At 67.0% G+C, this 25,678-nt stretch carries 19 protein-coding genes and 1 pseudogene; 11 read left to right on the forward strand and 9 right to left on the reverse strand.

The genetic code is table 11. The annotated features are described in order from the left end of the window. Positions 1–125: 125 nt before the first annotated feature. Positions 126–7,706, reverse strand: a complete 7,581-nt coding sequence (locus B207_RS35695) for a non-ribosomal peptide synthetase (RefSeq protein WP_084692332.1) — start codon at positions 7,704–7,706, stop codon at positions 126–128. 694 nt (positions 7,707–8,400) lie between these two features. Between B207_RS35695 and B207_RS42415 the strand changes: the two genes are divergently transcribed. Both B207_RS42415 and tcuA read left to right on the forward strand, forming a co-directional pair. Beyond that, positions 8,401–8,535 carry a hypothetical protein gene (locus tag B207_RS42415; protein ID WP_268258218.1) on the forward strand — a complete coding sequence of 45 codons (135 nt, stop codon included), beginning with the start codon at positions 8,401–8,403 and terminating at the stop codon, positions 8,533–8,535. Between the two features lie 37 nt (positions 8,536–8,572). Next, positions 8,573–10,021: an FAD-dependent tricarballylate dehydrogenase TcuA gene (tcuA, locus tag B207_RS0126045; protein ID WP_026311462.1), complete on the forward strand. Its 1,449-nt coding sequence runs from the start codon at positions 8,573–8,575 to the stop codon at positions 10,019–10,021. A 112-nt stretch (positions 10,022–10,133) separates the two neighbouring features. Here the strand turns inward: tcuA and B207_RS42630 are convergent. Continuing rightward, a pseudogene (locus B207_RS42630) lies at positions 10,134–10,882 on the reverse strand (NF041680 family putative transposase); the annotation flags it as partial. Positions 10,883–11,238: 356 nt separating this feature from the next. Here B207_RS42630 and B207_RS35700 point away from each other — a divergent pair. The 5 genes from B207_RS35700 to panD all read left to right on the forward strand — a co-directional run bounded on the left by B207_RS35700 (position 11,239) and on the right by panD (position 14,689). Beyond that, positions 11,239–12,225: a DUF6444 domain-containing protein gene (locus tag B207_RS35700; RefSeq protein WP_051102674.1), complete on the forward strand. Its 987-nt coding sequence runs from the start codon at positions 11,239–11,241 to the stop codon at positions 12,223–12,225. Beyond that, positions 12,177–12,392, forward strand: a complete 216-nt coding sequence (locus B207_RS41960) for an IS66 family transposase (RefSeq protein WP_268258221.1) — start codon at positions 12,177–12,179, stop codon at positions 12,390–12,392. The genes B207_RS35700 and B207_RS41960 overlap by 49 nt, the downstream gene beginning before the upstream one ends. 135 nt (positions 12,393–12,527) lie before the next feature. Continuing rightward, positions 12,528–13,904 (forward strand): lysine N(6)-hydroxylase/L-ornithine N(5)-oxygenase family protein, encoded by a 1,377-nt coding sequence (locus tag B207_RS35705; RefSeq protein WP_084692333.1) that lies wholly within the window; start codon positions 12,528–12,530, stop codon positions 13,902–13,904. Between the two features lie 21 nt (positions 13,905–13,925). Then, positions 13,926–14,201, forward strand: coding sequence for an MbtH family protein (locus B207_RS0126075; protein WP_018639614.1), 276 nt, complete (start codon positions 13,926–13,928; stop codon positions 14,199–14,201). 74 nt (positions 14,202–14,275) lie between these two features. Then, complete coding sequence (gene panD / locus B207_RS0126080; protein ID WP_018639615.1) at positions 14,276–14,689, forward strand: aspartate 1-decarboxylase; 414 nt, start codon at positions 14,276–14,278, stop codon at positions 14,687–14,689. A gap of 405 nt (positions 14,690–15,094) precedes the next feature. Here panD and B207_RS35710 read toward each other — a convergent pair whose 3' ends face one another. After that, a complete protein-coding gene (locus B207_RS35710) occupies positions 15,095–15,538 on the reverse strand; it encodes a transposase (protein ID WP_018639617.1) in 444 nt (147 codons plus the stop codon). 197 nt (positions 15,539–15,735) lie between these two features. Here B207_RS35710 and B207_RS43055 point away from each other — a divergent pair, with 197 nt between their 5' ends. From B207_RS43055 to dapB, 3 genes are all read left to right on the forward strand, one after another. Further along, positions 15,736–15,888, forward strand: a complete 153-nt coding sequence (locus tag B207_RS43055) for a hypothetical protein (protein ID WP_407671472.1) — start codon at positions 15,736–15,738, stop codon at positions 15,886–15,888. Then, positions 15,822–15,986, forward strand: a complete 165-nt coding sequence (locus B207_RS40825) for a hypothetical protein (protein WP_018639618.1) — start codon at positions 15,822–15,824, stop codon at positions 15,984–15,986. The genes B207_RS43055 and B207_RS40825 overlap by 67 nt, the downstream gene beginning before the upstream one ends. A gap of 140 nt (positions 15,987–16,126) precedes the next feature. Continuing rightward, positions 16,127–16,873, forward strand: a complete 747-nt coding sequence (gene dapB / locus B207_RS0126095; protein WP_026311463.1) for a 4-hydroxy-tetrahydrodipicolinate reductase — start codon at positions 16,127–16,129, stop codon at positions 16,871–16,873. A gap of 295 nt (positions 16,874–17,168) precedes the next feature. Here dapB and B207_RS41965 read toward each other — a convergent pair whose 3' ends face one another. The 6 genes from B207_RS41965 to B207_RS0126125 form a co-directional block, all read right to left on the reverse strand. Continuing rightward, a complete protein-coding gene (locus B207_RS41965) occupies positions 17,169–17,666 on the reverse strand; it encodes an ABC transporter ATP-binding protein/permease (RefSeq protein WP_018639620.1) in 498 nt (165 codons plus the stop codon). A gap of 121 nt (positions 17,667–17,787) precedes the next feature. Further along, positions 17,788–18,669 (reverse strand): ABC transporter ATP-binding protein, encoded by an 882-nt coding sequence (locus tag B207_RS0126105; protein WP_018639621.1) that lies wholly within the window; start codon positions 18,667–18,669, stop codon positions 17,788–17,790. Further along, positions 18,666–19,775, reverse strand: coding sequence for a FecCD family ABC transporter permease (locus tag B207_RS0126110; protein ID WP_018639622.1), 1,110 nt, complete (start codon positions 19,773–19,775; stop codon positions 18,666–18,668). Before B207_RS0126110 ends, B207_RS0126105 begins: the two co-directional genes overlap by 4 nt. Next, entirely contained in the window at positions 19,772–20,815 is a 1,044-nt protein-coding gene (locus tag B207_RS0126115) for a FecCD family ABC transporter permease (protein ID WP_154675638.1), read from the reverse strand. Before B207_RS0126115 ends, B207_RS0126110 begins: the two co-directional genes overlap by 4 nt. Further along, positions 20,812–21,807 carry an ABC transporter substrate-binding protein gene (locus B207_RS0126120; RefSeq protein WP_018639624.1) on the reverse strand — a complete coding sequence of 332 codons (996 nt, stop codon included), beginning with the start codon at positions 21,805–21,807 and terminating at the stop codon, positions 20,812–20,814. Before B207_RS0126120 ends, B207_RS0126115 begins: the two co-directional genes overlap by 4 nt. Positions 21,808–21,845: 38 nt before the next feature. Beyond that, positions 21,846–23,711 (reverse strand): siderophore-interacting protein, encoded by a 1,866-nt coding sequence (locus tag B207_RS0126125; protein WP_018639625.1) that lies wholly within the window; start codon positions 23,709–23,711, stop codon positions 21,846–21,848. 188 nt (positions 23,712–23,899) lie between these two features. On the opposite strand from B207_RS0126125, the gene B207_RS0126130 reads away from it, so the two are divergent. Continuing rightward, on the forward strand, positions 23,900–25,426 hold the full coding sequence (locus B207_RS0126130) for a helix-turn-helix domain-containing protein (protein ID WP_018639626.1): 1,527 nt from the start codon (positions 23,900–23,902) through the stop codon (positions 25,424–25,426). The last annotated feature ends 252 nt before the right edge of the window (positions 25,427–25,678 follow it).

Below are 25,678 nucleotides of genomic sequence, written 5' to 3' on the forward strand. Positions count from 1 at the left end.
TCCAGGAGTGGACCCGGGCAGGTGCCCGGCCCCGGCTCGGCTCCACCGCAGGATCCTGGACATGCATGGTGCGGCCGGGAAAGAAACTTCCGCACCTGATACGAGAGACGCTCCAACGACATTCCTCACCTCGACCCGAGGGGTTGAGGGGAGAGCTGACGTTCGACGGCGGCCCGACGGAGTTGGTCTGTCAGAGTTGCTCGAAGATCGGCGGCCACTTTTTCCGCGAAGCCCAGGAAAGTGATCGTTGTCGTGTCCGGGTCGATGTGATAACGGACAGTCGCGCGATACAACTGCTCGGTGCCCTCTGGGGTTGGTGACCCGCGGTCCGGCCCATAGACCCGCGTGAGGAGCACCGCGGGAGAGGGGGCACGCCGCAGTGCTCGGCGTCCGGCCTTGTTGTGGTAGCGCAGCAGTGCCAGCTCGGCGGTACCGGTCGACTCGGTCTCGTCGAGAGCGATGGTGGCGGCCGCGGTGAACGGACCGACTGACATCGTGTTGTCATCGGGAGTCAGTGGGACGTCTTCGTCGACCACGCCGCCGATCAGCGATGCGATTCCTGTTGAGTGGAAGGCGTTGCGGATGGCTTTGCTGACGACTCCTTCGGTGAGGGAGCTGTCCCAGCGGAAGGTGGCGACGGTGGCAGGGGCAAAGGTGGGTATGTCGATCGTCCGGGCTCGGGCGAGAAGGCCCTTCCAGCGATCGAGGCTGTCCGTGGCGACCGCGTCGCCGGCTGCTTCGATGGCTTCGAGGGCAGGGGCGAGCGATGGTGGGCGGAACACTTCCACTACGCCGGACACTGCCTGCTGAAGTGCCTCCGCAAGACGGTGCAGCGAGGCTCGGTCGACGGTTGCCGCGTGGACGGCGAGCACGGCAACCGTCTGTTCGGGGTTGTGTGTGAACACGAGGGCAGCCGGGCGGCCGGTCGAGATGTCAACGAGATCAACGGCGGCCGCCCTGATCGCGTCCACGTCCACGTCCACGTCGACGTTCGTGTCGGCGGTCAACTCCACGGTCTGGGGCTGGACTGTTTCCGGAGGTAGGAGGTAGGTGAACCAGAGCCGCCGGCCGGTAGCGTCAACTGACAGGCGAAGCGCGTCCGTGTTGGCGACGAGTGAGCGGAAAGACGAGGTGACCGATTCGCTCGTCGACCGCGCGGGCAAGTTGACGATCTCGGTGAAGACGTACTCATCGGGCGCGGGGTCCGCCTCGCGCAGCCGCTCGAGGGCAGCAGAAGTCGGTACAAGAACCGGCTCGGCCACAGTGGTGCCGTGTGTCGACGGTGCAAGCAGCGCGGCGAGGGCGCCAATAGTCCGTCGGACGAACACCTCAGACAGTTTGAACGTCAGATCGTGCTCACGAGCGCAGGCAACGAGTCGTGCCGCGGAAATACTGTCGCCGCCCAGGCGGAAGAAGTCGTTGTCCACACCGAGGTCGACGTCGTCGCTGAGGTGCAGTACGTCGCGGAAGATGCCGGCGAGGGCGATCTCGACGTCGGTTTCCGGTGGCCGGCCGTCGGCTGTGCCGGCAGCCAGGGTCGGTTGCGGCAACGCGCGGCGATCCAGTTTCCCGTTCGCCGTGACCGGGAATCGGTCCAGGCGCAGGAACGCCGTGGGCACCATGTAGTCCGGCAGCGACTGTGCGAGATGCTCGCGTAGCGCGTCGAACAGCACCGCGTCCTCGGCTGTCGTGGCACTGGCCGTGGTCACGTATGCCGCGAGGTACTTTCCACCGGCCGGGTGATCCAAGGTGGCGATCGCCGCACCCGACACTTCTGGATGCTGTTCGAGGACGGCGCTGATTTCGCCGGGTTCGATCCGGTATCCGCGTATTTTCACCTGATCATCGCTGCGGCCAAGGTATTCCAGCTGCCCTTGGGAGGTCCACCGCACCACATCACCCGTGCGATACAACCGTGCGCCCTTGTCGCTGAACGGATCGGCCACGAAGCGGCCAGCGGTCAGGCCCGTGCGAGCCACATATCCATCCGCGAGTTGTACCCCGCCCAGGTAGAGCTCACCTGCCACACCGATCGGCACCGGACGCAACCAGGTGTCAAGAACACGCGCTGTTGTGTTCGCCACCGGAACACCGATCGGTACCCCTACCGCATCGACGAGATCGGCCTGAACCACCGGGTGAGCGGTCACATCCACGGCCGCCTCCGTCGGCCCGTAGAGATTGTGCAGGTGCGCGTTCTCGAACAGCGCAACGGCACCGGTGGCAGAAGACACGGGCAATGCCTCGCCGGAGCAGAAAATTCGTCGTACCGAACGCACCGACGCCCGGTTCGGATCCGAGGTGAGGAAGGCCTGCAGCATCGACGGAACAAAATGAGTGACCGTCACCGCGTGGCGGTCAATCACTTCCAGCAGATATTGTGGATCCTTGTGTCCGCCCTCCTGTGCCACGATTACCGCTGCACCGGTGACCAGCGGCAGGAAGAACTCCCACACCGACACGTCAAACGTGAACGGGGTCTTCAGAAGCACCCGATCCGGCGCATCGATCTGGTAGAGATCGCGCATCCACCACAGTCGGTTGACTATTGCTCGGTGGGTGATCTGAACGCCTTTGGGGCGTCCGGAGGTGCCGGAAGTGAAGATCACGTACGCGGGATCCGCCGGGAGCAGTGGACGCGAGACCTGCGGTGGGTCGATCATGCTGGTACTGAGGTGTTGCCGCACCAGTTCGTCGTCGATGAACAGGAGGCGCACAGGGTGCTCGGTGAACACGTGATGATGAGCAGCGGCGGTGTGCCGGTCTGTGATCACCGTTCCTGGTTCGGCGTCCGCAAGAATGTGCCTGACGCGTTCGGCAGGGTAGTCGGGGTCGATCGGCACATACGCCGCCCCGGCACGGATCACCCCGGCCAAAGCGACCACCAGATCGGCCGAGCGCGGCAGTGCGACCGCGACCCGATCCCCGACCCGCACGCCCTCCTCAACGAGAAGGTGGGCGAGAACGTTGACCCGCCTATCAAGGTCGCCATAGGTAAGTTCAGTGCTGTCATCGGCGATGACCGCGGCCGCGGCCGGGCTCGCCGCGACCTGCCGGCGCATCAACTCGTCAAGAGTCGTCCCGGGAACCTCGGGCGTCTCACCACACGACCACGCATCGATTTGTCGCGACTCCGGTGCGGGCAACAGGTCCATGCCACCGACCCGCGCCTCTGGACCGGCAGCGATCGTCTCCAACACCGACTTGAAGACGGCGACAAACCGCTCGGCAGTATCACCATCGAACAGATCGGTCGCGTAGGCGAGTTTCCCCTTCAGCTTGTTGAGTGAATCCAAGATGTCAAGGTCGAGATCGGTCTTGACCGCGCCCACCGCCGCGGGACTCGGTGTTGTCGTGACATTCCCGATGCGCAGGCCGTTCGCACGGCGGCGGTCAGCGACGCGGTGGGTGAGCATGATCTGGAAGAGCGGGTTACGACCAGCGGATCGCTCGGTGCCTAGCGCACGGGTGATTTCCTCGAAGGGTGCAGCCTGGTGCTCGAACCCGCCGAGTACCGTTCGTCTGGTGTTCTGCAGAACATCGGTGATCGAGTCACCGGCGTGGAGCCGATGGCGGATCGGCAGTGTGTTCACGAAGTATCCGACCAGATCTTCCAGGCCGTCCTCGGTGCGTCCACCGACCGGTGAACCGATCACCACATCCGTACCGGCGCCCAGCGCCGAAACGGTCAACGCGGTCGCGGACTGGAGCATCATGAACATGCTCACGCCCTGCTCATCCGCGACCCGACGCAGGCCGGTCACGACCTGTGGATCAATGGTGAACCACAGATCCGCGCCGAGATGGGTCGGTGTCACCGGTCGGGCCCGGTCCAGCGTGATCGTGGACTCCTCGGGCGCATCCGCGAGGACGTCACGCCAATAAGCAAGATGCCTGGAAAGCAGTGAACGCGAATCCGACGCCTCACCCAGGACGTTGCGTTGCCAGATCGCGTAGTCCGCGTACTGGGCCCGCAACGGGGCCCATCCGGGCTCCTGCCCTGCGGCCCGCGCCTGATAAGCGGTCGACAGGTCGCTCAGCAGCGACGGGAACGACCATTCATCCACTGCGTGGTGGTGTACCGCGACAACGAACACCCAGTCGTCGGCGCCGGCGCGTAGCAGCGCGACACGGATCGGGATGTCGACCGCGAGATCAAACCTGGCCTGCACCACCGCGCCCACCCGCGCATCCACGCCGGCAGCATCCGCACCCGTGGCATCCTCAACGAGCAGAGTGAGCCTGTCGGCCGTTTCGCTCGCTGGAACGATGACCTGACGTAGCGTGCCGTCTTTCTCCGCCAGGAGCGTGCGCAGTGCCTCGTGACGAGACACCACATCCCGTATCGCCATGATCAGAACATCAGGATCAAGATCGCTGCCCAGACGCAGCACCACCGGAACCACATACCGCCCACCCGGCCCACCCAGCTGATCAATCAGCCAGAGTGCTTGTTGTCCGTATGAGACTGGTAGGACGGTGGGGTGTGGCAGGTCGCCGATGCGTGTGCTGGGGGTCTTGGTGATGGCGGTTGTGGTGGTGGTGTCGGCGATGCGGGCGAGTTCGCTGATGCGGGGGTGGTCGAAGACGTCGCGGAGTGTGAGTGCGGTGCCGAGTTGTGCGTTGGCGCGTGCGACGACGCGTGTGGCGAGTAGTGAGTGTCCGCCGAGGCGGAGGAAGTTGCTGTCCACGCCGAGGTTGGTGTCGTCGGTGAGGTGTAGTACGTCGCGGAAGATGGCGGCGAGGGTGATTTCGGTGTTGGTTTCTGGTGGCCGGCCGTCGGCTGTTTCCGTGCCGAGGTCTGGTTGTGGCAGGGCGTGGCGGTCCAGTTTCCCGTTGGCGGTGAGGGGGAATCGTTCCAGGTGTGTGAAGGTGGTGGGGACCATGTAGTCCGGCAGTGCTTGTGTCAGGTGTTCGCGGAGTGCTTCGATCGGCATGGCACCGCTGCCGTTGGTGGTGATGTATGCGGCGAGGTATTTTCCGCCGGCGGGGTGGTCCAGGGTGGTGATGGCGGCGCCTGATACTGCTGGGTGTTGTTCGAGGGTGGCGCGGATTTCGCCGGGTTCGATGCGGTAGCCGCGTATTTTCACCTGGTCGTCGTTGCGGCCGAGGTATTCCAGTTGTCCTTGGGGGTTCCAGCGGGCGACGTCGCCGGTGCGGTACAGCCGTGTGCCGTTGTCGCTGAAGGGGTTGGCGACGAATCGGTCGGCGGTCAGGCCTGCGCGTGCGACGTAGCCGTGGGCGAGTTGTGCTCCGCCGAGGTAGAGCTCGCCTGCGACGCCGGCGGGTACTGGGCGCAGCCATGTGTCGAGGACGTGCGCTGTGGTGTTCGGGACCGGTGTGCCGATGGGGGTGCTGGTCGGGGTGCCGGTCGTGGTGATGGTGGCTGCTGTGCCGTCGCCGGTGACTTCGGTGGAGCCGTAGAAGTTGTGGAGTGTTGCCTGGGGTGTGGTCGTTCGCAGGGTGGTCGCGGTGCTGGGGGTGAGTGCTTCTCCGGAGGAGATCCAGGACCGGATCGTGGTGAGTGAGGTGGGTGCGTTGTCGTGGCGGACGAGGGCGTCGGCCAGGCTGGGCACGGTGAGGAGGTGGGTGACGTGGTGTCGGGTGATGGTGTCGAGTAGGCGGGCTGGGTCCTGCGCGGTTTCTGGGGGCACGACCACGATGCGGGTGCCGGCGATCATTGGTCCGAGCAGTTCGGTGACGGCGTCGACGAAACCGACGCCGCTTTTCGAGAGCGCCACGCTGTCTGGTGTGTAGTTCAGTACCTGTTGGCCCCAGGTGAGGCGGTTCACCAGGCTGCGGTGTGAAACGGTGACGCCTTTCGGGGTGCCTGTCGTTCCCGAGGTGAAGATGACGACGGCTGTGTCGAGGTCGTTCAGTGGCCGTGTCAGGGTGGGGGCGGTTTCCTGGCTGGTGGCCAGTCGTCGCTGTACTTCGTGGTCGTTGATCTGCAGTGCTGGTGTGCGGTGTTCACCCAGGGCGTGGTGATGTGTTTCTGCGGTGTGCTGGTCGATGATGACCAGTGCGGGTGCGGCGTTGTCGATGATGTGTGTGACGCGTTCTGTGGGGTGTTCCGGGTCGATCGGTACGTAGGCTGCTCCGGCGCGGATCACTCCGGTGAGTGTCACGACCAGGTCGACTGAGCGTTTCATGGCGATCGCGACGCGGTCCCCGACGTGGATGCCTTTGTCGATCAGGAGGTGAGCGATGGCGTTGACCTGTGCGTCGAACTGGCTGTAGGTGAGTTCGACGCCGTCGTTGTCGGCGACGACCGCGACCGCGTCCGGATCGGCCGCGACCCGGCGGCGCACCAGTGTGTCCACCGTTACCGACGTGTCTGCTGTCGCCGGTGCGATGTCGGGTGTGTCGCTGTGCGCCGATGACGGATCCGGGTTGTCGGTATCGGGTGTGAGTCCGGTGCTCAGGTCGTGCAGGGTTCGGGTGGGGGGCCCGTTGAGGGCGGTGTTGAGGAAACGGCTGAAGTGTTCGGCGTGCTGGAGCGGATCGTTGGTGGTGGATCCTGTGGAGAGTTCCAGTCGGATTCCGGTGGCGGGGTGGCGGTAGATCGCGAGGTCGAGTGATCCGACCGGGCCGGTGCTGATTGTTTCGGAGACCGTGGGGGTGTCGCCCAGGTGTGGTGTTGAGTCGAAGAGTCTGATGTTGATGGTCGGGAGCGTGAGGTACGAGGCCTGGCCGTCTGGCCAGAGGCGGGCGATCTGGTGGTCTTCGGCGGTGGTGTGGCGCCGGGACGTCCTGAGTTGGTGTGCGACGGTCTCGAGGATGTGTTCGAAGGTGTGGTAGGGGCGGATCTCGGTGACGACCGGGATCGCCCGTGAGATCGCGCTGGGTGTTTTCAGTGATGCGGGGTCGTCGCGCAGCATCAGGGGAACCCGGACCGCTACACAGTCACGGCCGTCGGCCAGGGCGGTGTAGACGCCCCACAGTGCGATCAGGGAGTCGGTCCAGGAGACCCGTGTCGTGCGGGCGAGCTGCTGGACCTTCGAGTAGGTGTCGTCGGGTGTCGGGACGACCACTGGCCGGCTGGAGGACACGAAGACCTCGGACAGGTCTCCCGTGTTCCCGTGGCCGGTCTGTTCGATGCCGAGGATGCCACTCCAGTAGGCGGTACTTTCCTCGGTGCTGGAACCGTTGGGGTTCCTGGTGTCCGTGACGGTTTTCAGGTTGCCGAACCAGGGGTCCGGGACCGTGTCGCCGGCGTGTGTCGCGGAGTAGACCTCGGTGACGCGGCGGATGAACAGGGAAATGCTGTAGCCGTCGACGAGCAGGATGTTGGTGATCAGGATCCAGGCCCAGGTGCCGCTCTCACGACGGATCAGGGTCGAGCAGGTCGTCGGTTCTCCGGTGGTGGCTGTCGGTCCGGTGAGTTGTTCGCGGGCCAGTACCCGGATCTGATCATCGTCGTGGCCCGTGTCGACGATCTCTGTGGTGATCGTCGTGGTGGTGTCGACGTACTGAAAGGGAACACCGTCGTCGTCGCCGAAACGTACTCGCAGTGCGTCGGTCTCCGCGGCAACGGTACTGACCGAGGACGCGAACAGGGCCGGGTCGACCGGGCCGTTCAGCCACATCAACTGGCCCGCGCAGAACACCGAGGACTCAGGGGCAAGCCTCCGCGCCACCCAGTTGCCTCGCTGGCTCGCACTCAACTCCACGCGCTCGGAAGCCGTCAACGGAAGCACACCCACTTCTCTTGAGACCAGATCGAGCCGGCCGAGGCAACGATCACTGCAACCCTAATGAAGGTTAGGCTAACCTCGCAAGGAGGTGTCGCCCCTAGGTACTGTCGAAGCCCTGTCCAGGAAACGCGAGGCACGGTGGGTCGGGGGTTTGCGTTGGGGGACACGTGGTGGCCGTTTCTTGATCGTGACTGTGGGGTGTGGATGATCTGGTGGTGGGACTCCGACGCCAGGGCTGGTCTGGTAAGCGTCGATCAGCTCACGGTCGTCGGAGGCGATCGACGCCACCGGCGTCCTCGACGGGTTCACCGGCTACCTGACCCGCGACGACTACGCCGGCTGGCACCAGGACGACCGACCCTCGCCGGGGTGCAGCTGTGCTGCGCGGCTGCGCGCACCTCGTCTCCGCCCGCGACCCCGGCCTGGCCGCCGCCTGACCGCGATCGACGCGATCCGCCGTGCTCTCGCGGGCGACCCCTGGATGCCGGCCCGCCAGGCGACCCGTCCCGCGCCTGCCCTCACCGCCTAAGCCAACATCAAACAGGTTTGTCCAAGCCGCCACCCGTGAATGGATGGACACACCCGAACCCTACGGTCCAATCAATCGCTTTACACCAACACCCCGGGACCGTCAAGCTATCAAAGAGTCCCAGTCGGCCGGGGAACCAACCGTGGGAGATCTACGAGATCTGACCAGTTACCATTGCTGCAGGCTGAGCTGCGGATCAAGGACCGGCTGCGGCTCGCACGGATAGTGCCGCCGCTCGGCCTGGCCACGGTCGATGCCGGCTGGTCGGGTTATCGGTGGCAATTCATCTGGGTTGACGAGGCAGCTTGACTGCCGAAGAAATGTGGCTGTCGCTGGGGAGGCGGACATGCGCGATCCGGAGATTGTTGTGGTGGGCGGAGGAAACGCCGGTTACTGCGCGGCTCACGCGGCGGCCGAGCGTGGGCGACGCGTAGTGCTGCTGGAGAAGGCGCCGCGGGCGCATGCCGGTGGGAACAGCTACTACACCCTGGGTTCGACCCGGATGGTGCACGACGGGCTCGGCGATCTGCTCGAGGTCCTGGCGCCTGATGAGCGTCACGCGCGTACTGAGGTCCCGCCGTATCCGGCGGCGGAGTTCCTGGCCGATCTGGAGCGGGTCACCGAAGGGCGGGGCGACAAGGAACTCGCCGAGGCAGTCGTCGAAGGCTCGCGTGACGCTGTCCGCTGGCTGCATACATTGGGGCTGCGATTCCAGCTGATGTACGAGCGGCAGGCTCACGAGCATCCCGACGGGACCTTCGTGTTCTGGGGTGGATCGCACGTGTGTAACGTCGACGGCGGACCTGGGCTGATGTCGTTCCATGAGCGCGCCGCATCACGACTCGGAGTCGAGGTGCACTACAACTGCTCGGTCACGGGGCTGATGACTGATGGTGGTTCGGTCGTTGGCGTTCGGATAGGCGATCAGGAGCTTCCAGCGGAGTCGGTGGTGATCGCCAGCGGCGGTTTCGAGGCGAATGCGCAATGGCGTCAGCGATATCTGGGAGACGGCTGGCAGCACGCGAAGGTGCGTGGCACGCCGTACAACACCGGGGACCTGATCGGCGCGGCGCTGGAGATAGGTGCAGACCGTGGAGGCGACTGGTCGACCTGCCATAGTGTTCCGTGGGACGCGTCATTTCCCGGGAACGAGAGCAATCGTGCCCTGACGAACCGGCTCAGCCGGTACGGCTATCCGCTCGGCATCGTTGTCAACCGCCGGGGTCGACGGTTCTTCGATGAAGGCGCGGACTTTCGCAACTATACGTACGCGAAGTACGGCAAGGTGATCCTCGAACAGCCGGGTTCGGTGGCGTTTCAGATATTCGATGCGAAGTCGCGCCCGATGCTGGCGGGGTACGAGTACGAGATGCCCGGGATCGTCCCGTTTGTCGCCGACAGTCTCGAAGAGCTCGCCGCGGCCATGGATGTCGACGTCGACGGATTCGTTCAGACGGTTCGGGAGTTCAATTCATCGATCGACACCACCCATCCGTTCGATCCGACGATCAAGGATGGCCGCAGCGCAGCGGTGGAGCCCGTCAAGAGCAATTGGGCATCGGCGATCGAGGCCCCGCCGTACTACGCGTATCCGGTGACTTGTGGAATCAGTTTCACCTTCGGTGGCCTTCGCGGTGACGTTGATGGCCGGGTGCTTGATCGGTCGGGTAAGCCCATCCCCGGACTCTTCGTGTGCGGTGAATCGCTCGGCGGGCTCTTCAGCGCGAACTACCCGACAGGTGCTGGCCTGATCGCGGGAATGGTGATCGGGCGACGTGCCGGCTCGCTCGCCTGAGCCGCTGCCCAGGACGCGTGCGCACGTGCCGTCGGAAGCCGCCGTGCGGCCCGCATGCCTCGGGGTGAGCGGTCGGCCGCCGAGCGGACTGGCGATCTCCTCAGTTTGATTTTTAACCCTTTCCTTGCTGGTGGGTGGTCACGGTCAGGTCCCGTCGGGTGATTTTTCCGACGTCGCGGTGGGGCGCGGGTCTGCAGTTGTGGGAGCCGGGAGGGCGTCCGGGGCCGGGTCTGGTGGGTTTCGATGCGCTGGCGGGCAGGAGATGATCGCGCGGAGGTTTCGGAATCCTCGTCGGATGCGGGCGGGGGTGAGTCGTCCTGATGGGGCTGGTTGCTCCCAGGGCTGCGTAGGTCGTGGGCGAGTGGTCGGGCGAGGCGGAGCTGGGTGCGGACGGTGATGATCAGCCAGGTCCAGCGGTCGGTGGCCTGCGGGGTGCGGATCTTCGGGCGGGTCCAGCCGAGGGTCTGTTTGAACAGTCGGCAGGCGTGCGCCAGGTCGAAGCGGCGCAGGAACGCCTGCCAGGCGCGGTCGATGTTGGTGGCGGTGGCGCCGGTGGCCGACGACCACAGCCAGACGGGCTTGGGATCGCGGTCGCCGGGCAGGTGGTCGATCTGTAGGCGGATGAGGGTCCCTTCGATGGTCGGGAGGTCGCCGGGGTGGTCGAGCCAGCAGGTGCGGTGGGTCAGCCGGGGATGGAGCCGGTCCCAGTGGGCGGCGGTGGCCTGCCGGTAGCGGGTTGGTGTTGGTGGTCGTGGTGTGCCCCGGTTCGGGTGTCAACGGCCAGGTCGTGGGCCTGTCGAGGGCGAACTCGGGGCCGTGCTGGGTGGACGGTCGTGGACATGGCAGAACAGCCGCTGCGCGCTGGTCGGCGCGTCCGAGCGCAGCCATTCCGCTGACATCGACGGCCAGCACGAGCCGTCCATCGGCCGCTGTGGGCGGCGGAAGATCCGTGAGGGCACGCCGCGGCCGGGTGATCTCTATCTGGCTGCTGTTCAGCCCGTCGTGCGTAACTGGTCCCATTAGGCCTCGTAGATTGTTTGTTTTCGTTTCCTGGCCGGCTGGGACGCTGTGGTGGCCATGCGGTCCCGGAGTGTTGGCATAGTGTGGTTCATCGGCCCGTAGGGTCCGGGTGTGTCCGATGACCCGCCCGCGCCGCCCGTGGCGTCGTATGACGAGCTCACGGCGCTGGTGGTGGAGCAGGCGGCCTGATCACACAGTTGCGGGCCGAGCCGGAACAGGCCCGGGCGCGGATCGCCGAGCTGGAAGCCCAGGTCGCGAAGACGCCACGGAACTCCTCGAAGCCCCAGAGTTCGGACGGGCTGGCGAAGCCGGCCCCGAAGTCGTTGCGGACGAAGACCGGTCGGCGGCCTGGCGGGCAGGCCGGCCATCCCGGGGCGACGCTGCGGATGGTCGACGATCCTGATGTGCGTGTCACACACGAGCCCGGGCCGTGTGGCGGGCGCGGGACGTCGCTTGCGGGCCGGCCGGTGACCCGCCTCGAACGCCGGCAGGTGTTCGACCTGCCCGAACTACGCCCCCACGTCACCGAACATCAGCTCGTCGAGCGGGAATGCGGCTGCAGGACACGCACAAAGGCGACCGTACCGGCGATCTACCTGTACTCCGGGCAGTTCCTGTCGACCGAGCGGACCGCGATCGCGCTCGCGCTCGCGCTCGCCGAGCTGGTTGGGATACCGCTGTCCGCGGGCACGGTCGCGGCGATGACCGCCCGGACAGCCGCCGGGATCGACGCGTTGGGGGTGCTGACCGGCTTCACCGGGGTCGTGGTCCACGACGCCTGGGCGCCGTACGACACCTACACCTACACCTGCGCCACCCACCAACTGTGCGTCGCCCACCTGCTCCGCGAGCTGCAGGCCGTGAGTGACACCGCCCCGGCCGGCACCTGGTGCTGGGCGGCCCAGGCCGCCGACGCCCTCGTCGCTCTGCACCGCCTCACCGTCGACGCCACCACCACCGGCAATCCCGGCCGACCCGAAGACGCTGGCAGCCCACACCCAGGCGCTGCGTCACGCCGCCCACATCGGGATCAGCCAGACCTCACCGCGGGGCACGAAACTCATGGCCGCCCGCCACGCCCTGGCCTGCCGGCTCGTCGACCGCGAAGCCGACTACCTGCGGGTTCACCCACGACCTGCGGGTCCCCGCGGACAACAACGGCTGTGACCGCGACATCCGCATGATCAAACTACGGCAGAAAGTCTCCGGGTGCCTCCGCACCCTCACCGGCGCCCGCCAGTTCTGCGCGATCCGAAGCTACCTGTCCACCGCCACCAAACACGGCATCAGCCAGTTCGACGCCCTCCGCCGCCTGGCCGAGGGCCGCCCCTGGATGCCCGCAACCACCTGACCCAAGATCAAAAAAGTACTTGACTGGTTACGTTAGGTTTACCTAAGTTCTTGGTGCTATGGTTGGCCTTCGATGGGGGATGACCGGCCCTTGCGCCGTTCGTTCGTGACCTGTGGCAAAAGGGGCCATTGCTGGATGACGAAGGATGAGTTGATCAATTGCGGTGACCGTCGTCTCGGATCGGGAGATTGTGTCGGCGGCGAGGTCGACATTCTTGGTATCGGTTTCAGGTCGTCGGATCTGAGCCTGGCGAGCGCGATTGAGGAACTCAATGGTGGTCGTCGTACGGGCTGGCGGCTGACGGCGAGTTTTGTCGATGTCCGGCGGCGGTTCGGGTGGCATGGCGGGATGTTGTTTCCGGGCACGACCATGCAGATCGGTTTCCTGAAAGATCTCATCTCGCTGCGGAACCCGACCAGTCTGTCCACGTTTCTGAACTATCTGCATGAGCAGGGGCGGGTGTACGACTTCATCAATCTCAAGACGTTCTTCCCGACGAGACGTGAGTTCCACGGGTACCTGAGCTGGGCCGCGAGTCGGATCGACCTTCCGGCCTCTTACGGTACGAGGACGACCTGTATCGACTGGAGTGGCGGGAGGTTCGAGGTCGCGCTCGAGTCCGTAGGCGACGGCTCGGAGGTGACGAGGGTCGCGGCACGTCATGTGGTGATCGGCTCCGGTGGCCGGCCGGTGCTACCGGAGGGGATCGTGCCGGGAGCCAGGGTGTTCCACAACCATCACTTGCTGAACAGGCTCGCCGAGTTGCCCTCGCGGCCGCACGGCCGTTTCCTTGTCGTAGGGTCCGGGCAAAGTGCGGCGGAGGTCGCTGCGTACCTGCACGATTCGTATCCCGATGCCGAAATACACGCGTCCTTCCGCCGGTACGGCTATACTCCGTCCGATGGCACGCCCTACACCAACCGCATCTTCGATCCGGGGGCGGTTGACGCGTTCTACACGGCACCGCCGGAGCTCAGGCAGCAATTGCTGGACTATCACTGGCAGACCAACTACTCCGCCGTCGATGCCGACCTCATCAAGGATCTCTACCGGCGTGAGTACGCCGAAAGCACGCGTGGTGTGCGTCGGCTGATCGTGCACCGGGTCACCGGGATCGAGCATCTGAGCGAGGGCTCCGACGGGGTTACAGTGACGATCCGTGACCTGGGAAACCGGGGCAGCGCCACGCTCGAGGTCGACGCTGCCATCTTCGCCACCGGGTTCCGTCCCGCGGACACCCGCAGCATGCTTGGGCCGAGCATTGACGGGTCATCCTCGTCCGAGGGGGATCTCCCGATCGTCGAGCGTGACTACCGGCTGCGTCTGCGCAGCGTTCTCGAACGGATCTTCCTCAACGGAGGGTTCCTGCGCAGTCACGGGTTGACCTCGTCCCTGCCGTCCAACGTCGCGATCCGCGCCGCCGACATTCTGCGTGCGATCACCAGCGAGCAGCCCGGTCACCCCTCCGCCCAGCAACGATTGCCTGCTGCGATCCGGACCGACTCCCGATAGTAACAACGAGGAGCAACACTCATGGCCCAGAATCCGTTCGACGACGACAACGGTTCCTTCTACGCGCTGATCAACCGCGAGGAGCAGCACTCGTTGTGGCCGACGTTCAAGCCGGTGCCGGCCGGTTGGAGCATCGCGTACGGCGAACCCGGCGGCAGACCGCGCCAGGAAGTACTCGACTGGATCCACGAGCACTGGACCGACATCCGCCCGAAGTCGTTGCGCGATCACATTTTCCGGTACGAGACACACAACGCCAACAAGGCCGCTGGCGCATCCGACGCCGCCCTTGCGTAGCAAGGCGGCCCGAAGATCATCGACTGATCCACAGAACCCACCCCGCACAACTCATAGAGGAAGAGGAGCCGGACATGCTTCGCGAAGTCCTGGCCGGAAAAATCCACCGCGCCACCGTCACTCAGGCCGACTTGCACTACGTGGGTTCGCTGACACTCGATGAAGACCTCGCGCGTGCCGCGGGCCTGACCGAAGGTGAGAAAGTTCAAGTCGTCGACATCACCAACGGAGCCCGTCTCGAGACCTACATCATTGTCGGGCCCGCTGGAAGTGGCGACATCTGTATTAACGGCGCGGCGGCACATCTCGTCCACCCCGGCGACCTCGTGATCATCATGTCTTTCGTGCTGGCCGAGGAGTTCGAACTGGCCGGCTTCCAGCCCAAGGTCGTACACGTCGACGCCACCAACCGCATCATCGCCTTGGGTAACGACCTCGCCGAGCCGGTCCCAGGGGCGGACGATCAGGTTTCTTCTCGCATGAGATGAGCCTTCGACACCAAGCTGGTGATATCGCGAACGGGTGCTTGTGGACGGCATGATTCTCCACCGGCAACTGCAGTGGCCCACTGAACTTGAGCCGGCCACCGGCACCCGACTCGACCAGTGTGGTTTCGCAGGCGAGTCCCGACACCACCGGTTGGTGGCAGGCTCCTTCGGGTCTGTCGGTGGAGGCGGGTATGTCGCCGGTTCTGAAGGTCGATCTCTACGCCGCGATCCGTCGTGAGCTCGTGCTGGGCTGACGAATCGGGCGTGGCGGCGTGAGTACGGGGTGGGCTACTGCGCGGCCGCTTCGGCGTTGAAGCCGGTGTGGCCTTCGCCACGCAAGCAGTGTCAAGCTGGCCAGCACGCAGGTCACACGCTACAGATCTTGAATGGTCGGGGTCTGTTTGATCATGTCCGGGAAACGGGTAGCACCTCGTATGACACCCAATGGCCGTAGGTCAAGTGATCGTTGTGTTGGTAGGTTTGGCCGGTGGGGCATGACGGAAGTGAGGGGCTGTCGCCGGAGGGCTGGTTGCCGGACCGGGTGACGGTGAGCACACCGTCGGGTTGGCCGAGAGTCTCGGTGACATAGTCACGGAGATCGTGACGAAGGGCGTCGTCGTCCCACACGGCCTTCGTCAGGAAGTGCTGCATCGGTCCTGGCCGGTCCTCGCCCATGTCTTCGGCGAGTGTGCGGCAGTTGATTCTTTGCAGCTCGCTCATCATGCCGCGCAGGAAACGTCGCAGGCGCATCCGCGACTCGATCCGGGGGAACCGGCGATCAGGTCGGGCCGCGAGGGCCTCGAACTCGTCGCTCCATCGGTCCGGGTCGACACTGGGGCACGAAGCCATCGGTTGGTCTTTGCCGGTCGTCACAAACCGTAATGATCGCCGATGGCTTTTTCGTGCCCTGACCTGCACCGGAACGCGCCAGCCCGATCGCCTACCGTCAGCCCGCAGGACACGGTTGATCACAAAGGTCGAGTTGGAGTACTGACCGAACGCCCTTGCTGTGCTGGGACAACCTGGGCACCCACCGCAGCGCCGCCATGCGCGTGTTCCTCGCCCGCCGCGCCCACTGGCTCACCGTCGTGTCCCTGCCCGCCTACGCCCCCGACCTCAACCCCGTCGAGGCATGTGGGCCCACGTCGAACGCGGCCTGGGCAACCACTTCCGCGTCACCGTCGACCAGCTCACCGTAACGATCAAGGCCCTGCTCAAACACATCCAGTACCGGCCCGGCCTCATCACCGGGTTCCTCGGCCAGACCGACCTGCCCCTGGATCCTCGGCCCCCGTAACCAGGCCCCGACCGTTCAAGCTCTGGTAGCGCCTGCGCCGCTGAAGCAGCTTGCGGCATCCAGATCCGCCCCGCTCGCAGATCCCGTCCGTGTGACTCAGGCACTGGAGCTGGGCGGTCAACATAGGTTAGGCTAACCATATGAATCGAGTTGCTGTGTTGGGGGCCCGTGGGCGGATGGGCGTGGCGTCGGTCCGCGCAATCGAGGCCAGCTCCGACTTGACCGTGGTTGCCGAGATCGATGTTGAGGACGACGTGCAGGACATCGTCGACCGCAACGCTGATGTCGTGCTCGTGTTCTCGCCACCGGACGTTGCTCACGAGCAGGTCCAGTGGTGCATCAAGCAAGGGATTCATGTGGTGGTGGGGACGTCCGGCTTCGACGAGCGGGCTGTGGAGCAGATCCGCGCCGCGCTGGTCGACCATGGTGACGTCAGCGTGTTCGTCGTTCCGAACTTCTCGGTCGGTGCGGTGCTGATGACCAAGTTCGCCGCAAAGGCAGCCCCGTTCTTCGAGTCTGTCGAGATCATCGAGATGCATCATCCTGGCAAGGTGGACGCGCCATCGGGAACGGCGCTGCACACGGCCGAACTGATCGGTCGCGCTCGCGCCGAAGCGGGCTGCGCCCCATCACCCGATGCCACCTACCTTGACCCACATGGCGTGCGGGGCGGGCGGATCGAGGGAGTCTCCGTACACTCGGTCCGAGTCCGTGGCTTCATGTCGTCGCAAGAGGTGCTGTTCGGCGTCGACGGCGAAATTCTCAAGCTGCGATACGACTCCGTAACACGCGAGTCCCTCATGCCCGGAGTGCTCACCGCACTACGCGCCGTCCCAAATCTCACCGGAGTGACGGTCGGGCTCGACGTCGTACTGGGCCTGGACTGAAACGAAGCAACGACAGGGCAACGTATGGACCTTGCACCCGGTCCTGGCTCTGGTCGGCGCCGGATACCGGGTGACGACCTTCGATGCCCGCGGGATTAGCCCGATGCCTCGGCAGGCAGATTCCGACTTTCGCCGCATGACGATCAACGACCTGGCCGACGATGTCGCGAAACTGATACAGATCTTGAGGTGGACCGGGTGCTGGCCACCGCCGTGCCAGCGGTGCCAAGGACCGCCGAGACCATCATGACCGCCCTGAGCACCAGGCCCAGCAGATCGTCGAGTCCCAGCGCGGCTACGCCACCGTGCTCGGCTTCGGACTCGCAGAGCAGCGACACCACGCCGTGATGACCGCCGCGCGTTCGGCGCGATACACCGCCGGTCCGGTGCGCAGTACCACCGCCTCCTGGAGCGTCGCGGTGCAGGCGCTGAAGGCCCGCACCGTGCAGAGCATGTTCAACCGCCGGCTGAACCTCGGTGAATGCTTGAGCGAGTTCACCGGGCTCGACCTGGACGCGCATGCCCCCACCGACGACGTCCAGCGTGGGTACCGCTGACGTGGACGCCGGGGGTCGACCACTCGGTAGCCGGCGACCAGGTCAGTCGCTTGCCCGACCGTGGCGGCGAGCAGGGCCTGGTACTCGCGGTTGTCCCGGGACAGTCGCTCGCTGAGCATGCCCATCAGCCAGACCGCGACCGGCGCCCCGAACAGCACCACGAGTCCGAGCAGCCAGTGCGTCGCCAGCAGCGAGGCGGCGATGAACCCGATGGCGGCGATCCTCGCGATCGGCATGATCGCGAGGATCGCCGCGTTGGACAGGCGTCCGACGTCGCCCGGTCATGAGCGACACGACGTCGCCGTCCGGTGCGTACGTGTCTGGGACGACCCGCCGCACCGGCATCCTCCACGCCCGTCACGGCTGTCCCGCGGGCCGGTCCCTGCCCAGGGGCACCACGTGTGGTGTGCCGGTAACCGGGTCGGGGACGACGAGGCAGCGCAGCCCGAAGACGTCCTCGACGAGCTCGGCTGTCACGATCTGGGACGGCGCCCCCTCGGCGACCACGGCGCCGTCCTTCATCGCGATCAGGTGTGTGCCGTAGCGGGCGGCCTGGTTCAGGTCGTGCAGCACGGCGACCAGGGTGTGGCCGGCGTGGTGCAGGTCGGTGAACAGCTCCATCAGTTCGATCTGATGGGTGATGTCGAGGAAGGTGGTCGGCTCGTCCAGCAGCAGGATGCTGGTGTGCTGCGCGAGCGCCATCGCCACCCACACCCGCTGCCGCTGGCCACCCGACAGCTCGTCCACCAGGCGGCCGGACAGGTCGGTGACCGCGGTCTGGTCCATCGCCCTGGCCACAGCCTGCTCGTCGGCCTCGGTCCACTGCCGGATGAACCCCTGATACGGGTACCGGCCCCGGGCCACCAGGTCCGCCACGGTGATCCCGTCTGGCGCGATCGAAGTCTGTGGCAGCAGCCCGACTCGCTGCGCCACCTCCTTGGTCTTGAAGGAGCTGATGTCGGCGCCGTCGAGGAGGACCTGCCCGGCCAGTGGTTTCAACAGTCGCGACAGCCCGCGTAGCAGGGTGGACTTGCCGCACGCGTTCGGGCCGACGATGACCGTGAACGACTCGTCGGGGATCACCACGGACAGGTCGCGGGAGATGACCCTCCTGTCGTACCCGATCGTCGCCGCCTCCACGCGCAGGCGTGCGCCGCGCGCTGGCGGAGCGCACAGATGCGGGTCGCTCTCGGCTGCGTCGGCCGCGGGACCGGCGATGAGGCCGGTATGGGTGTTCACAAGCGCCTCCTGGCTTCGGTGAACAGCAGGTAGCCGAGGTAGCCGCCGCCGAGCATGACGGTGACGATCCCCACCGGCAGGGGCCTGGGTGCGGCGTGCTGGGCGACGTAGTCCGCCGACAGGCACAGCAGCGCGCCGACGAACGCGGCGGGCGCGAGGGTGATCCCAGCGGTGCGGGCGAGCCGGCGGGCGATCTGCGGCGCGACCAGGGAGATGAACGTGATGGGCCCGGACGCGGCGGTGACGGTCGCCGTCAGCGCCACGCCCACCACGATCAGGCCGAGGCGTACGGGCGAGGCCCGTACGCCCTGGGAGGCGGCAGCGTCGTCGCCGAGCTCCAGCTGTCGCATCGGCCGGCCCAGCATCGCCGCCGCCAGCAGCAGCACAGCGATGCAGGCGCCGCCGATGACGACCTGATGCCAGGCAATCGCGTTGAGTGACCCGGCGCGCCACGCGGCGGCGGCCATCGCCTCGTCCAGGTCGGCTTTGAGGATCAGCCAGGTGTTCAGCGAGTCCAGCATCGCCGAGACGCCGATGCCGATGACGATCAGCCGGAATCCCTGCACGCCTCGCCGGTAGGCGAGCACGTACACGAGCAGGGCGGTGGCCATCCCGCCGAGCAGCGCCCCGCCGACCAGTTGCAGGTAGCTTCCGTGGATGACCAGGACCACGATCAGCGCGCCGGTGTAGGAGCCCTGGGAGAAACCGATGATGCCGGGGTCCGCGAGCGGGTTGCGCAGCAGGGACTGGAACACCGCGCCGCTCACCCCGAGCGCGGCACCGAACACCACTGCCGCGGCCACCCGGGGCAGCCGCCACTCGACCACGATGTCGCGCACCAGCCCGGTCTCACCGCCGGCCAGCGCGGAGATCACCTGCCCGGGGCCCAGCGAGTAGGAGCCGGTCATCAGCGCGAGCACCGCCAGGCAGGCGATGACGAGCGCGAGAACGGCGCAGACGATGACCGAACGCCAGGCGAGCCGCACCGCGACCCGCCGGCGCCGCAGCGTCAACACCCGCCACCCGAAGTCCACCCGCTCTCCGAGGACCGGGCCGGTCGGGCGAGTACCAGCCGCCCGTGACCCGGACGAGACGTCGATGCTCATAGTTTGCTCGCCTTGTTGCGGCGGACGAGGACTATGAGAACGGGGGCACCGATGAAGGCTGTCACGATGCCCACGGGAATCTCACCGGGCCGCATCACGACCCTCCCGAGGATGTCGGCGGCCAGCAGCAGGATCGGGGCGAGCAGGATGCTGTAGGCGAAGATCCAGCGCTGGTGCGGGCCGACGAGCCAGCGGGCCACGTGCGGCACCATGAGCCCCACGAACGTGATGGGTCCGGCGACGGCCGTCGCCCCTCCGGTGAGCAGCGTCAGCGCGATCACCGCAAGCAGGCGGGTGCGTACCAGGCGAACCCCCTGGGTGACAGCCAGCTCGTCGCCCAGGGCCATGGCGTCGAGCGAACCCGACACCGCGAAGGCCACGATAACGGCCACTCCGAGGAACGGCAGGATCGGCCACACCACGTCGAGCGGGCGGCCCGCGATCGAACCGGCGTCCCAGGATCGGATCGCGTCGAAGGCGTCCGGGTTGGTCAGCTGGAGCGCGTCCCGGACGCCCCCGAGCACCGCGCCGACGCAGATCCCGGCGAGCACCATCACCACCGGTGACTGGCCCTGGCGCGTCGACCCGAGGGCGAGCACCATGAGCGTGACGACCAGTGCTCCCACGAAGGCGAACCACATGTAGCCCCGGACGTCGCGGATGCCGAACAGCCCCACGGCGACGGTCACCGCGAGGGACGCGCCGGCGTGGACGCCGAGAAGGCCCGGATCGGCCAGCGGGTTGCGGACAAGCGCCTGGATCAGCGCGCCCGACAGGCCGAGCGCGACGCCGACGACGAGACCCACGACCGTGCGCGGCAGCCGGAAGTCGCGGATCGCGAACTGGTCGATGCCGGCCGACGAGTGGACCAGCGCGTCCCACACCACGGACGGCGCGATCGCCGTCGATCCGATCATCACGCTCAGCACCAGCAGGACCAGCAGGACCACCAGCGCCACGATTAGGCCGAGCAGACGACGACGCGGTCCGGGCACCGTGACGGTGCCCGGACCGGTTCGCCGCAGGGCGAGGACTGTCACGCCCCGTCTGGGAGGGTCGCCAGCGCCTTGTCGAGCGAGTCCAGGTATCGGATGACGGATCCGTAGGAGTTGTTGCCGGGGCAGAAGACTCCGAGCGCATGACCGGAGGTCACGGCCGGCAGCGCCTTCCAGGTGTTGGTCTCGACCACCGGCTTGAAGGGCTCTGTCGGCTGGCCCTCGGCGTCGACGGGGTACGTGATCACGTCGTACTGGGACAGCTCGCCGAGCTGCTCGAACGGCAGCGACGTCCAGGCCAGGGGGTCGGCACCGGCGGCCGCCTCCGGAAGGTCCAGGCCGACCTCGTCCCTGGCGATCTCGGAGCAGCCGATGTCGGCGATGGCGAACGTGCCGGCATCGGACGACGACCAGCGGATGACGTCGACGAACGAGGTGCCCTCGATGGCCGCGCCGCGCTCCTCCTTGATGGCGGCAAGGCGCGTGTCGAACTCCGCCTTCTGCTCGCCCAGCCTGTCCGTCAGGCCACCGGCCGCCGCCACTCCGTCGGCAAGGGCCTTCCACTCGGTGTCAAGCCCGAAGAACGCCGTCGGGGCGATCGCCTCCAGCCGCGCCTTGAGCGGCTCGAACTCGGAATCGGGTATCTGGACCAGGATGAGGTCCGGGTTCAGGCCGGCGAGTTCCTCCAGGTCGACCTCGTCGGCACTGGCCGCGAGGATCGTGGCCGACTCGTACGTCGCCTGCTGGTCCTCGGGCAACTGCCCGACGTCGGAGGCCGATTCCTCCGTGACGCCGATCGGCTTCCCGCCGAGGTCGATGAACGGCAGAGTCGTGTTGCCGATCGTGGCCACGCGCTGCGGGTCGGCGGGGACCTCGATCGTGCCGTTGTCGGCCTGGATGCTGCGCGTCCCGCCGGCTGCGCCGCCGGTGTCGTCGCCGTCACCGTCGTCACCGCCGCAGGCGGAAAGAACGAGTGCGGCACTCAACAGGCCGGCCGCCAGGGCCGCGCCGCGTCGCCTCAGCGATGTCATGATCATGGATATCTTCTTCTTTCGTATCGTCGTCGGGGTGAAGGTCAGTGGGTGTCCACGGGTGTGAGTTCGTGGACGGTGGTGCCCCAGCCGACGGTGTGGGCGGCGCTCTGTTCGAGGCCGGCTCGGGTGATGACGGCGTCGAGCTCGGCGGCGGTGCGCAGACCGGAGCCGTGCACGGTGAGGGCGAGCAGGTCGGCTTCGCCGTCGTGTTCGTCGAGGGCGTCGGTGTCGAAGAGGTCTTCGACCAGGAGGACCCGGCCGTGGGGGAGGAGGTTCTCGGCTGCTCGGCGCAGCGCGTGGGCGGCATCCGCGTCGGCGAGGCTCTTGAAGGCGCGGATGACGAACACGGCGTCGGCGGCGGGGCTGGGCTCGAAGACCGACTGTTCGACCACGCTGACCCGGTCGCGCTGCCGCTCGTCGGGGATGGTGGCGGGCAGGTCGCGGCGCAGCCAGTCCGCCTGTGCGGGCAGCGCGCAGATCGTGATCCGCAGGTCGGGGTGGGCGGCGACGAACTCGCGGGCCTGGGCGCCGGCGCCGCCGGAGTGGAGCACCAGGTGCCGGACTCCGGCGAGCAGGTCGGACTTGGCGATCGGCTCGGCCAGCGTGGCCTGGAACGGCGCCAGGCGTTCCAGGTAGCGATCCTCGTAGTCCTGGTCGGCCCGCACCTCGGTGAAGGTCTGGCCCGTGACCGAGGGGTACGAGGCGCGGCCGGTGCGGATCGACTCGGTGAGCCCGTAGATGCCGAGCATCTCGCGCCCCGTCACCGCGGCGGAGTGCAGAGCCCCCGCGACGAACTCGACGGTCAGAACCTCACCGACCGGCGTCAGGCCGTAGTGGCCCGGTGCGGTCTCGGTCAGGACGTCGAGGGTGTGCAGGTAGCGCAGCAGCTTGCCCAGCGCCCGTTCGTCGGTGTCCGTTCTGCCGGCCAGCTCCGCGACGCCGGTGACGCCGCGGGAGACCAGCTCGGGAACGTCCAGCTCGACGGCGGTGCGGATCGCGATCGGTGCGATCAGCTCGGTCAGCTGGTGGAGTTTCTCGAACGGGGTCTTCGTCTTCTCGAGGTCGGGCACCGCCTCATCGGCCTCCAGCGCGACGACCTCGCCGCGACGCCAGTACCCGGTGAAGTCGATGTCCTCCTTGGGCACTGCGCGGTCCTCCACCAGATGGCGCCGGAGGTCCCGCACCGCCGTCTGCTCCCCGGCGAGCCACGCGAACGGCCGGCCTTCCCACCAGCCGCAGTTCCTGACCGCATCCACCAGGTGGGCGGTCGTGCCGGCCGCGGCGCCGTCGCGCACGAGCCAGGTGACCTCGACGCCGGGCAGCGCACGCAGCTCCTGGCGGTGTTCCTTCTCGGCGACCTCGATGAACACCTGTGCCCTCGTGCCCTCGGGCAGCTCGTCGAGTAAGCGGCCGATCGCGGGGATCGCCGTGTCGTCGCCGGCGACCAGCAGCCAGTCCGCGTCCTGCGGGAGCGTCCGCGACGAGGCCGGGCCGGAGAAATGGACGCGGTCGCCGACCTGGGCGCGGTGCGCCCAGGTGGTGCCGACGCCGATGCCGTGCCGGACGAAGTCGATGTCCAGCTCGCCGGTCGCGGGCGCCCAGCGACGCACGGAGTAGGCCCTCGACAGCCGTCGCGGATCTCTGGGCAGGTCCAGGCCCGTCGCCGTCTGCACCGGCAGCACCGGCTCGGACTCGCCGGGGTAGGCGAACGCCAGCCGGATGTAGTCGTCGAAGCCCGTCGAGTCGAACGCCGGCTGAGCGAAACCGTTCGCCGAGGTGAACGCGCCCAGCTGCGCACCGGCCAACGTGATCCGCCGCATCCCCGGCGTCAGGTCCCGCACACATACGACCTCGGCCTCACGCAAGGTCAACGGGCGCACGGTGATCCGGCGTGAGGTCTTCGGCATGCTGAGCCACAGCCCTTCCCGATCGTTACGAGGGTGACGAGGCCGCGCTCCACCATCGGCAGGAGGGCCGGTGCTAATGTTAGGCGAACCTAATCTTTATTGGTGTGCGTAAATCGCCACATGGTTAGGACGGGATGGGTGTGGATCTACCGCCACCGGGCACGGGCCGACCGCCGCCGATTCCTCGAGTGCGATCAAGCGGCTCCTGGGACCAGCCCGAGCATCTCCTGCTCTGGGTCCGGACGGGTGCGGTGTGCGTCCGGATCGAAGACGATCCGGAGGTTCGGCTCACCGCAGGCGAGGGGGTCTGGATTCCGGCGGCCCCCGGCAACCACTGGACGGTCGTCACCGAGCCAGGCACGGTCGCCTTCCCGCTGCTGACACATCCGAGCATCGCGGCCGAGAGCTCGTCCAGGCCGCGGCGTTTCGTGGTTCCCCATGGCTGGCAGGACTGGCTGATCCAGCACTTCAACCTCATGGTCACGCCGCTGACCGGCCACGGGTACTCCCAGGACGCGCTCGTCGGTCTTCTCCACGGCTCCGGTCGGCGACCACCCGCGCGAAGCGGGGACGTCCAGCCGTACGCGGTCGATCCGCCGGTCAGGCCGAAAGCCAGCGGAGCCCGAGAAGTGGCCGACGAACTGCTTCGGAACCCCGCGCTCGACCGCACCGTCGCCGAATGGGCGGCCCAGGTGCTGTCCAGCCCGCGCACCCTGCTCCGCGACTTCCGCGCCGACACCGGGCTCACCTTCGAGCAGTGGCGGCTGCGCTGCCGACTGCACGCGGCCCTCGAACTCCTGGCCGCCGGCTGTGGCGTCGACCAGATGGCGGCACGAGTGGGTTTCGCCACGCACAACGGTTTCACCCGCGCGTTCAAGCAGCAGTTCGGGCTGACCCCGCACGAGTTCGGCCGGAACCTCTCCGCCCGGCCTGTCGCATGTGAGCCGACGCAACGCGCGGCGGCACGCCAGGCCGACGACCTGCTGCGCATGATGCACGCGCAGAACACCCCCGCCATGCCCGGCCTGCTGGCCGCGGCTCGCACACCGTTGCACACGAACAACGTCCACGTGCTCATCTGGACGTATCGCGGCAGCGGATACCTGGAAATCGGCGATCACCGTTACGAACAGGAACGAGGCGTCGCGACCTGGATCCCCGCGGGCTCGGAGCACACCACGGGTGTGCGCGAGAACTCGATCTCCCTGCCGCTCGGGGACGCCAGCGCCGGCGACCTCCAGCTGACCGAGCCGCTGCAGGCCGAGTTCTCGCCCGCCTGGGACGACTACCTGATGTTCTGCTCCATCAGCGCCCGCACCCCACTGCGTCCGGACGACTACGACCCCGGCCATATCCTCGACCTGTTCGCCGATCAGGTCGCCGCGCAGCGAGCGCTGTCGGTACCGATGCCGACCGACTCCCGTGCCCGGGGAGTGGCGATGGACTACTTGCGCCGCATCGGTACTTCCGGCGGGTCAGGGCTCGACGTGCCCGCCGACATCCACCGAGCGTTCCGTGACGAGACGGGCATGACCTTCGCCCGGTGGTGCTACGCCGCCCGCATGCGCATAGCCCGCGACCTGCTCACCGGCGGTGCCAAACCCAGCGCCGTCGCCCGCCGCGTCGGCTACGCCCACCTACCCACCTTCAGCGCCGCCTTCACCCGCTTCCACGGACTCTCACCACGGGACTACCGGGAACGCGAATCCGGCTAACGGGCGGCCGCCAGCCGGGGGACTGTCTCTTTCAAGGCGAGCGGACTCCGTCCGAGCACATACGCCGAACGCCGGGGCCGCTCGGTCCGTGCCGGGTGCCCCCGTGAATCTTGGTTGCGGAGCGTAGTTTCGGGGATTGGTCGGCGGCGGCTGCGGCGCTGACGCGTGGGTGCCAGGTGAGGGGGCCGTGGCCGAGGTCGTGTTCGAACCGGTCGCCGAGGTCTCCGGGGCCTGTGAAGGCAGCTTCGAGGA

The sequence above is a fragment of the Parafrankia elaeagni genome, from assembly GCF_000374165.1.
Classification (GTDB): domain Bacteria; phylum Actinomycetota; class Actinomycetes; order Frankiales; family Frankiaceae; genus Parafrankia; species Parafrankia elaeagni.

Excerpts from the sequence above, each read along its gene's own strand:
- tcuA (WP_026311462.1), top strand. The coding sequence starts at position 8,573 with ATGCGCGATCCGGAGATTGTTGTGGTGGGCGGAGGAAACGCCGGTTAC.
- B207_RS35705 (WP_084692333.1), top strand. The coding sequence starts at position 12,528 with ATGACGAAGGATGAGTTGATCAATTGCGGTGACCGTCGTCTCGGATCG.
- B207_RS0126075 (WP_018639614.1), top strand. The coding sequence starts at position 13,926 with ATGGCCCAGAATCCGTTCGACGACGACAACGGTTCCTTCTACGCGCTG.
- panD (WP_018639615.1), top strand. The coding sequence starts at position 14,276 with ATGCTTCGCGAAGTCCTGGCCGGAAAAATCCACCGCGCCACCGTCACT.
- B207_RS35710 (WP_018639617.1), bottom strand. The coding sequence starts at position 15,538 with ATGGCTTCGTGCCCCAGTGTCGACCCGGACCGATGGAGCGACGAGTTC.
- B207_RS43055 (WP_407671472.1), top strand. The coding sequence starts at position 15,736 with ATGCGCGTGTTCCTCGCCCGCCGCGCCCACTGGCTCACCGTCGTGTCC.
- B207_RS40825 (WP_018639618.1), top strand. The coding sequence starts at position 15,822 with ATGTGGGCCCACGTCGAACGCGGCCTGGGCAACCACTTCCGCGTCACC.
- dapB (WP_026311463.1), top strand. The coding sequence starts at position 16,127 with ATGAATCGAGTTGCTGTGTTGGGGGCCCGTGGGCGGATGGGCGTGGCG.
- B207_RS41965 (WP_018639620.1), bottom strand. The coding sequence starts at position 17,666 with ATGCCGATCGCGAGGATCGCCGCCATCGGGTTCATCGCCGCCTCGCTG.
- B207_RS0126110 (WP_018639622.1), bottom strand. The coding sequence starts at position 19,775 with ATGAGCATCGACGTCTCGTCCGGGTCACGGGCGGCTGGTACTCGCCCG.
- B207_RS0126120 (WP_018639624.1), bottom strand. The coding sequence starts at position 21,807 with ATGATCATGACATCGCTGAGGCGACGCGGCGCGGCCCTGGCGGCCGGC.
- B207_RS0126125 (WP_018639625.1), bottom strand. The coding sequence starts at position 23,711 with ATGCCGAAGACCTCACGCCGGATCACCGTGCGCCCGTTGACCTTGCGT.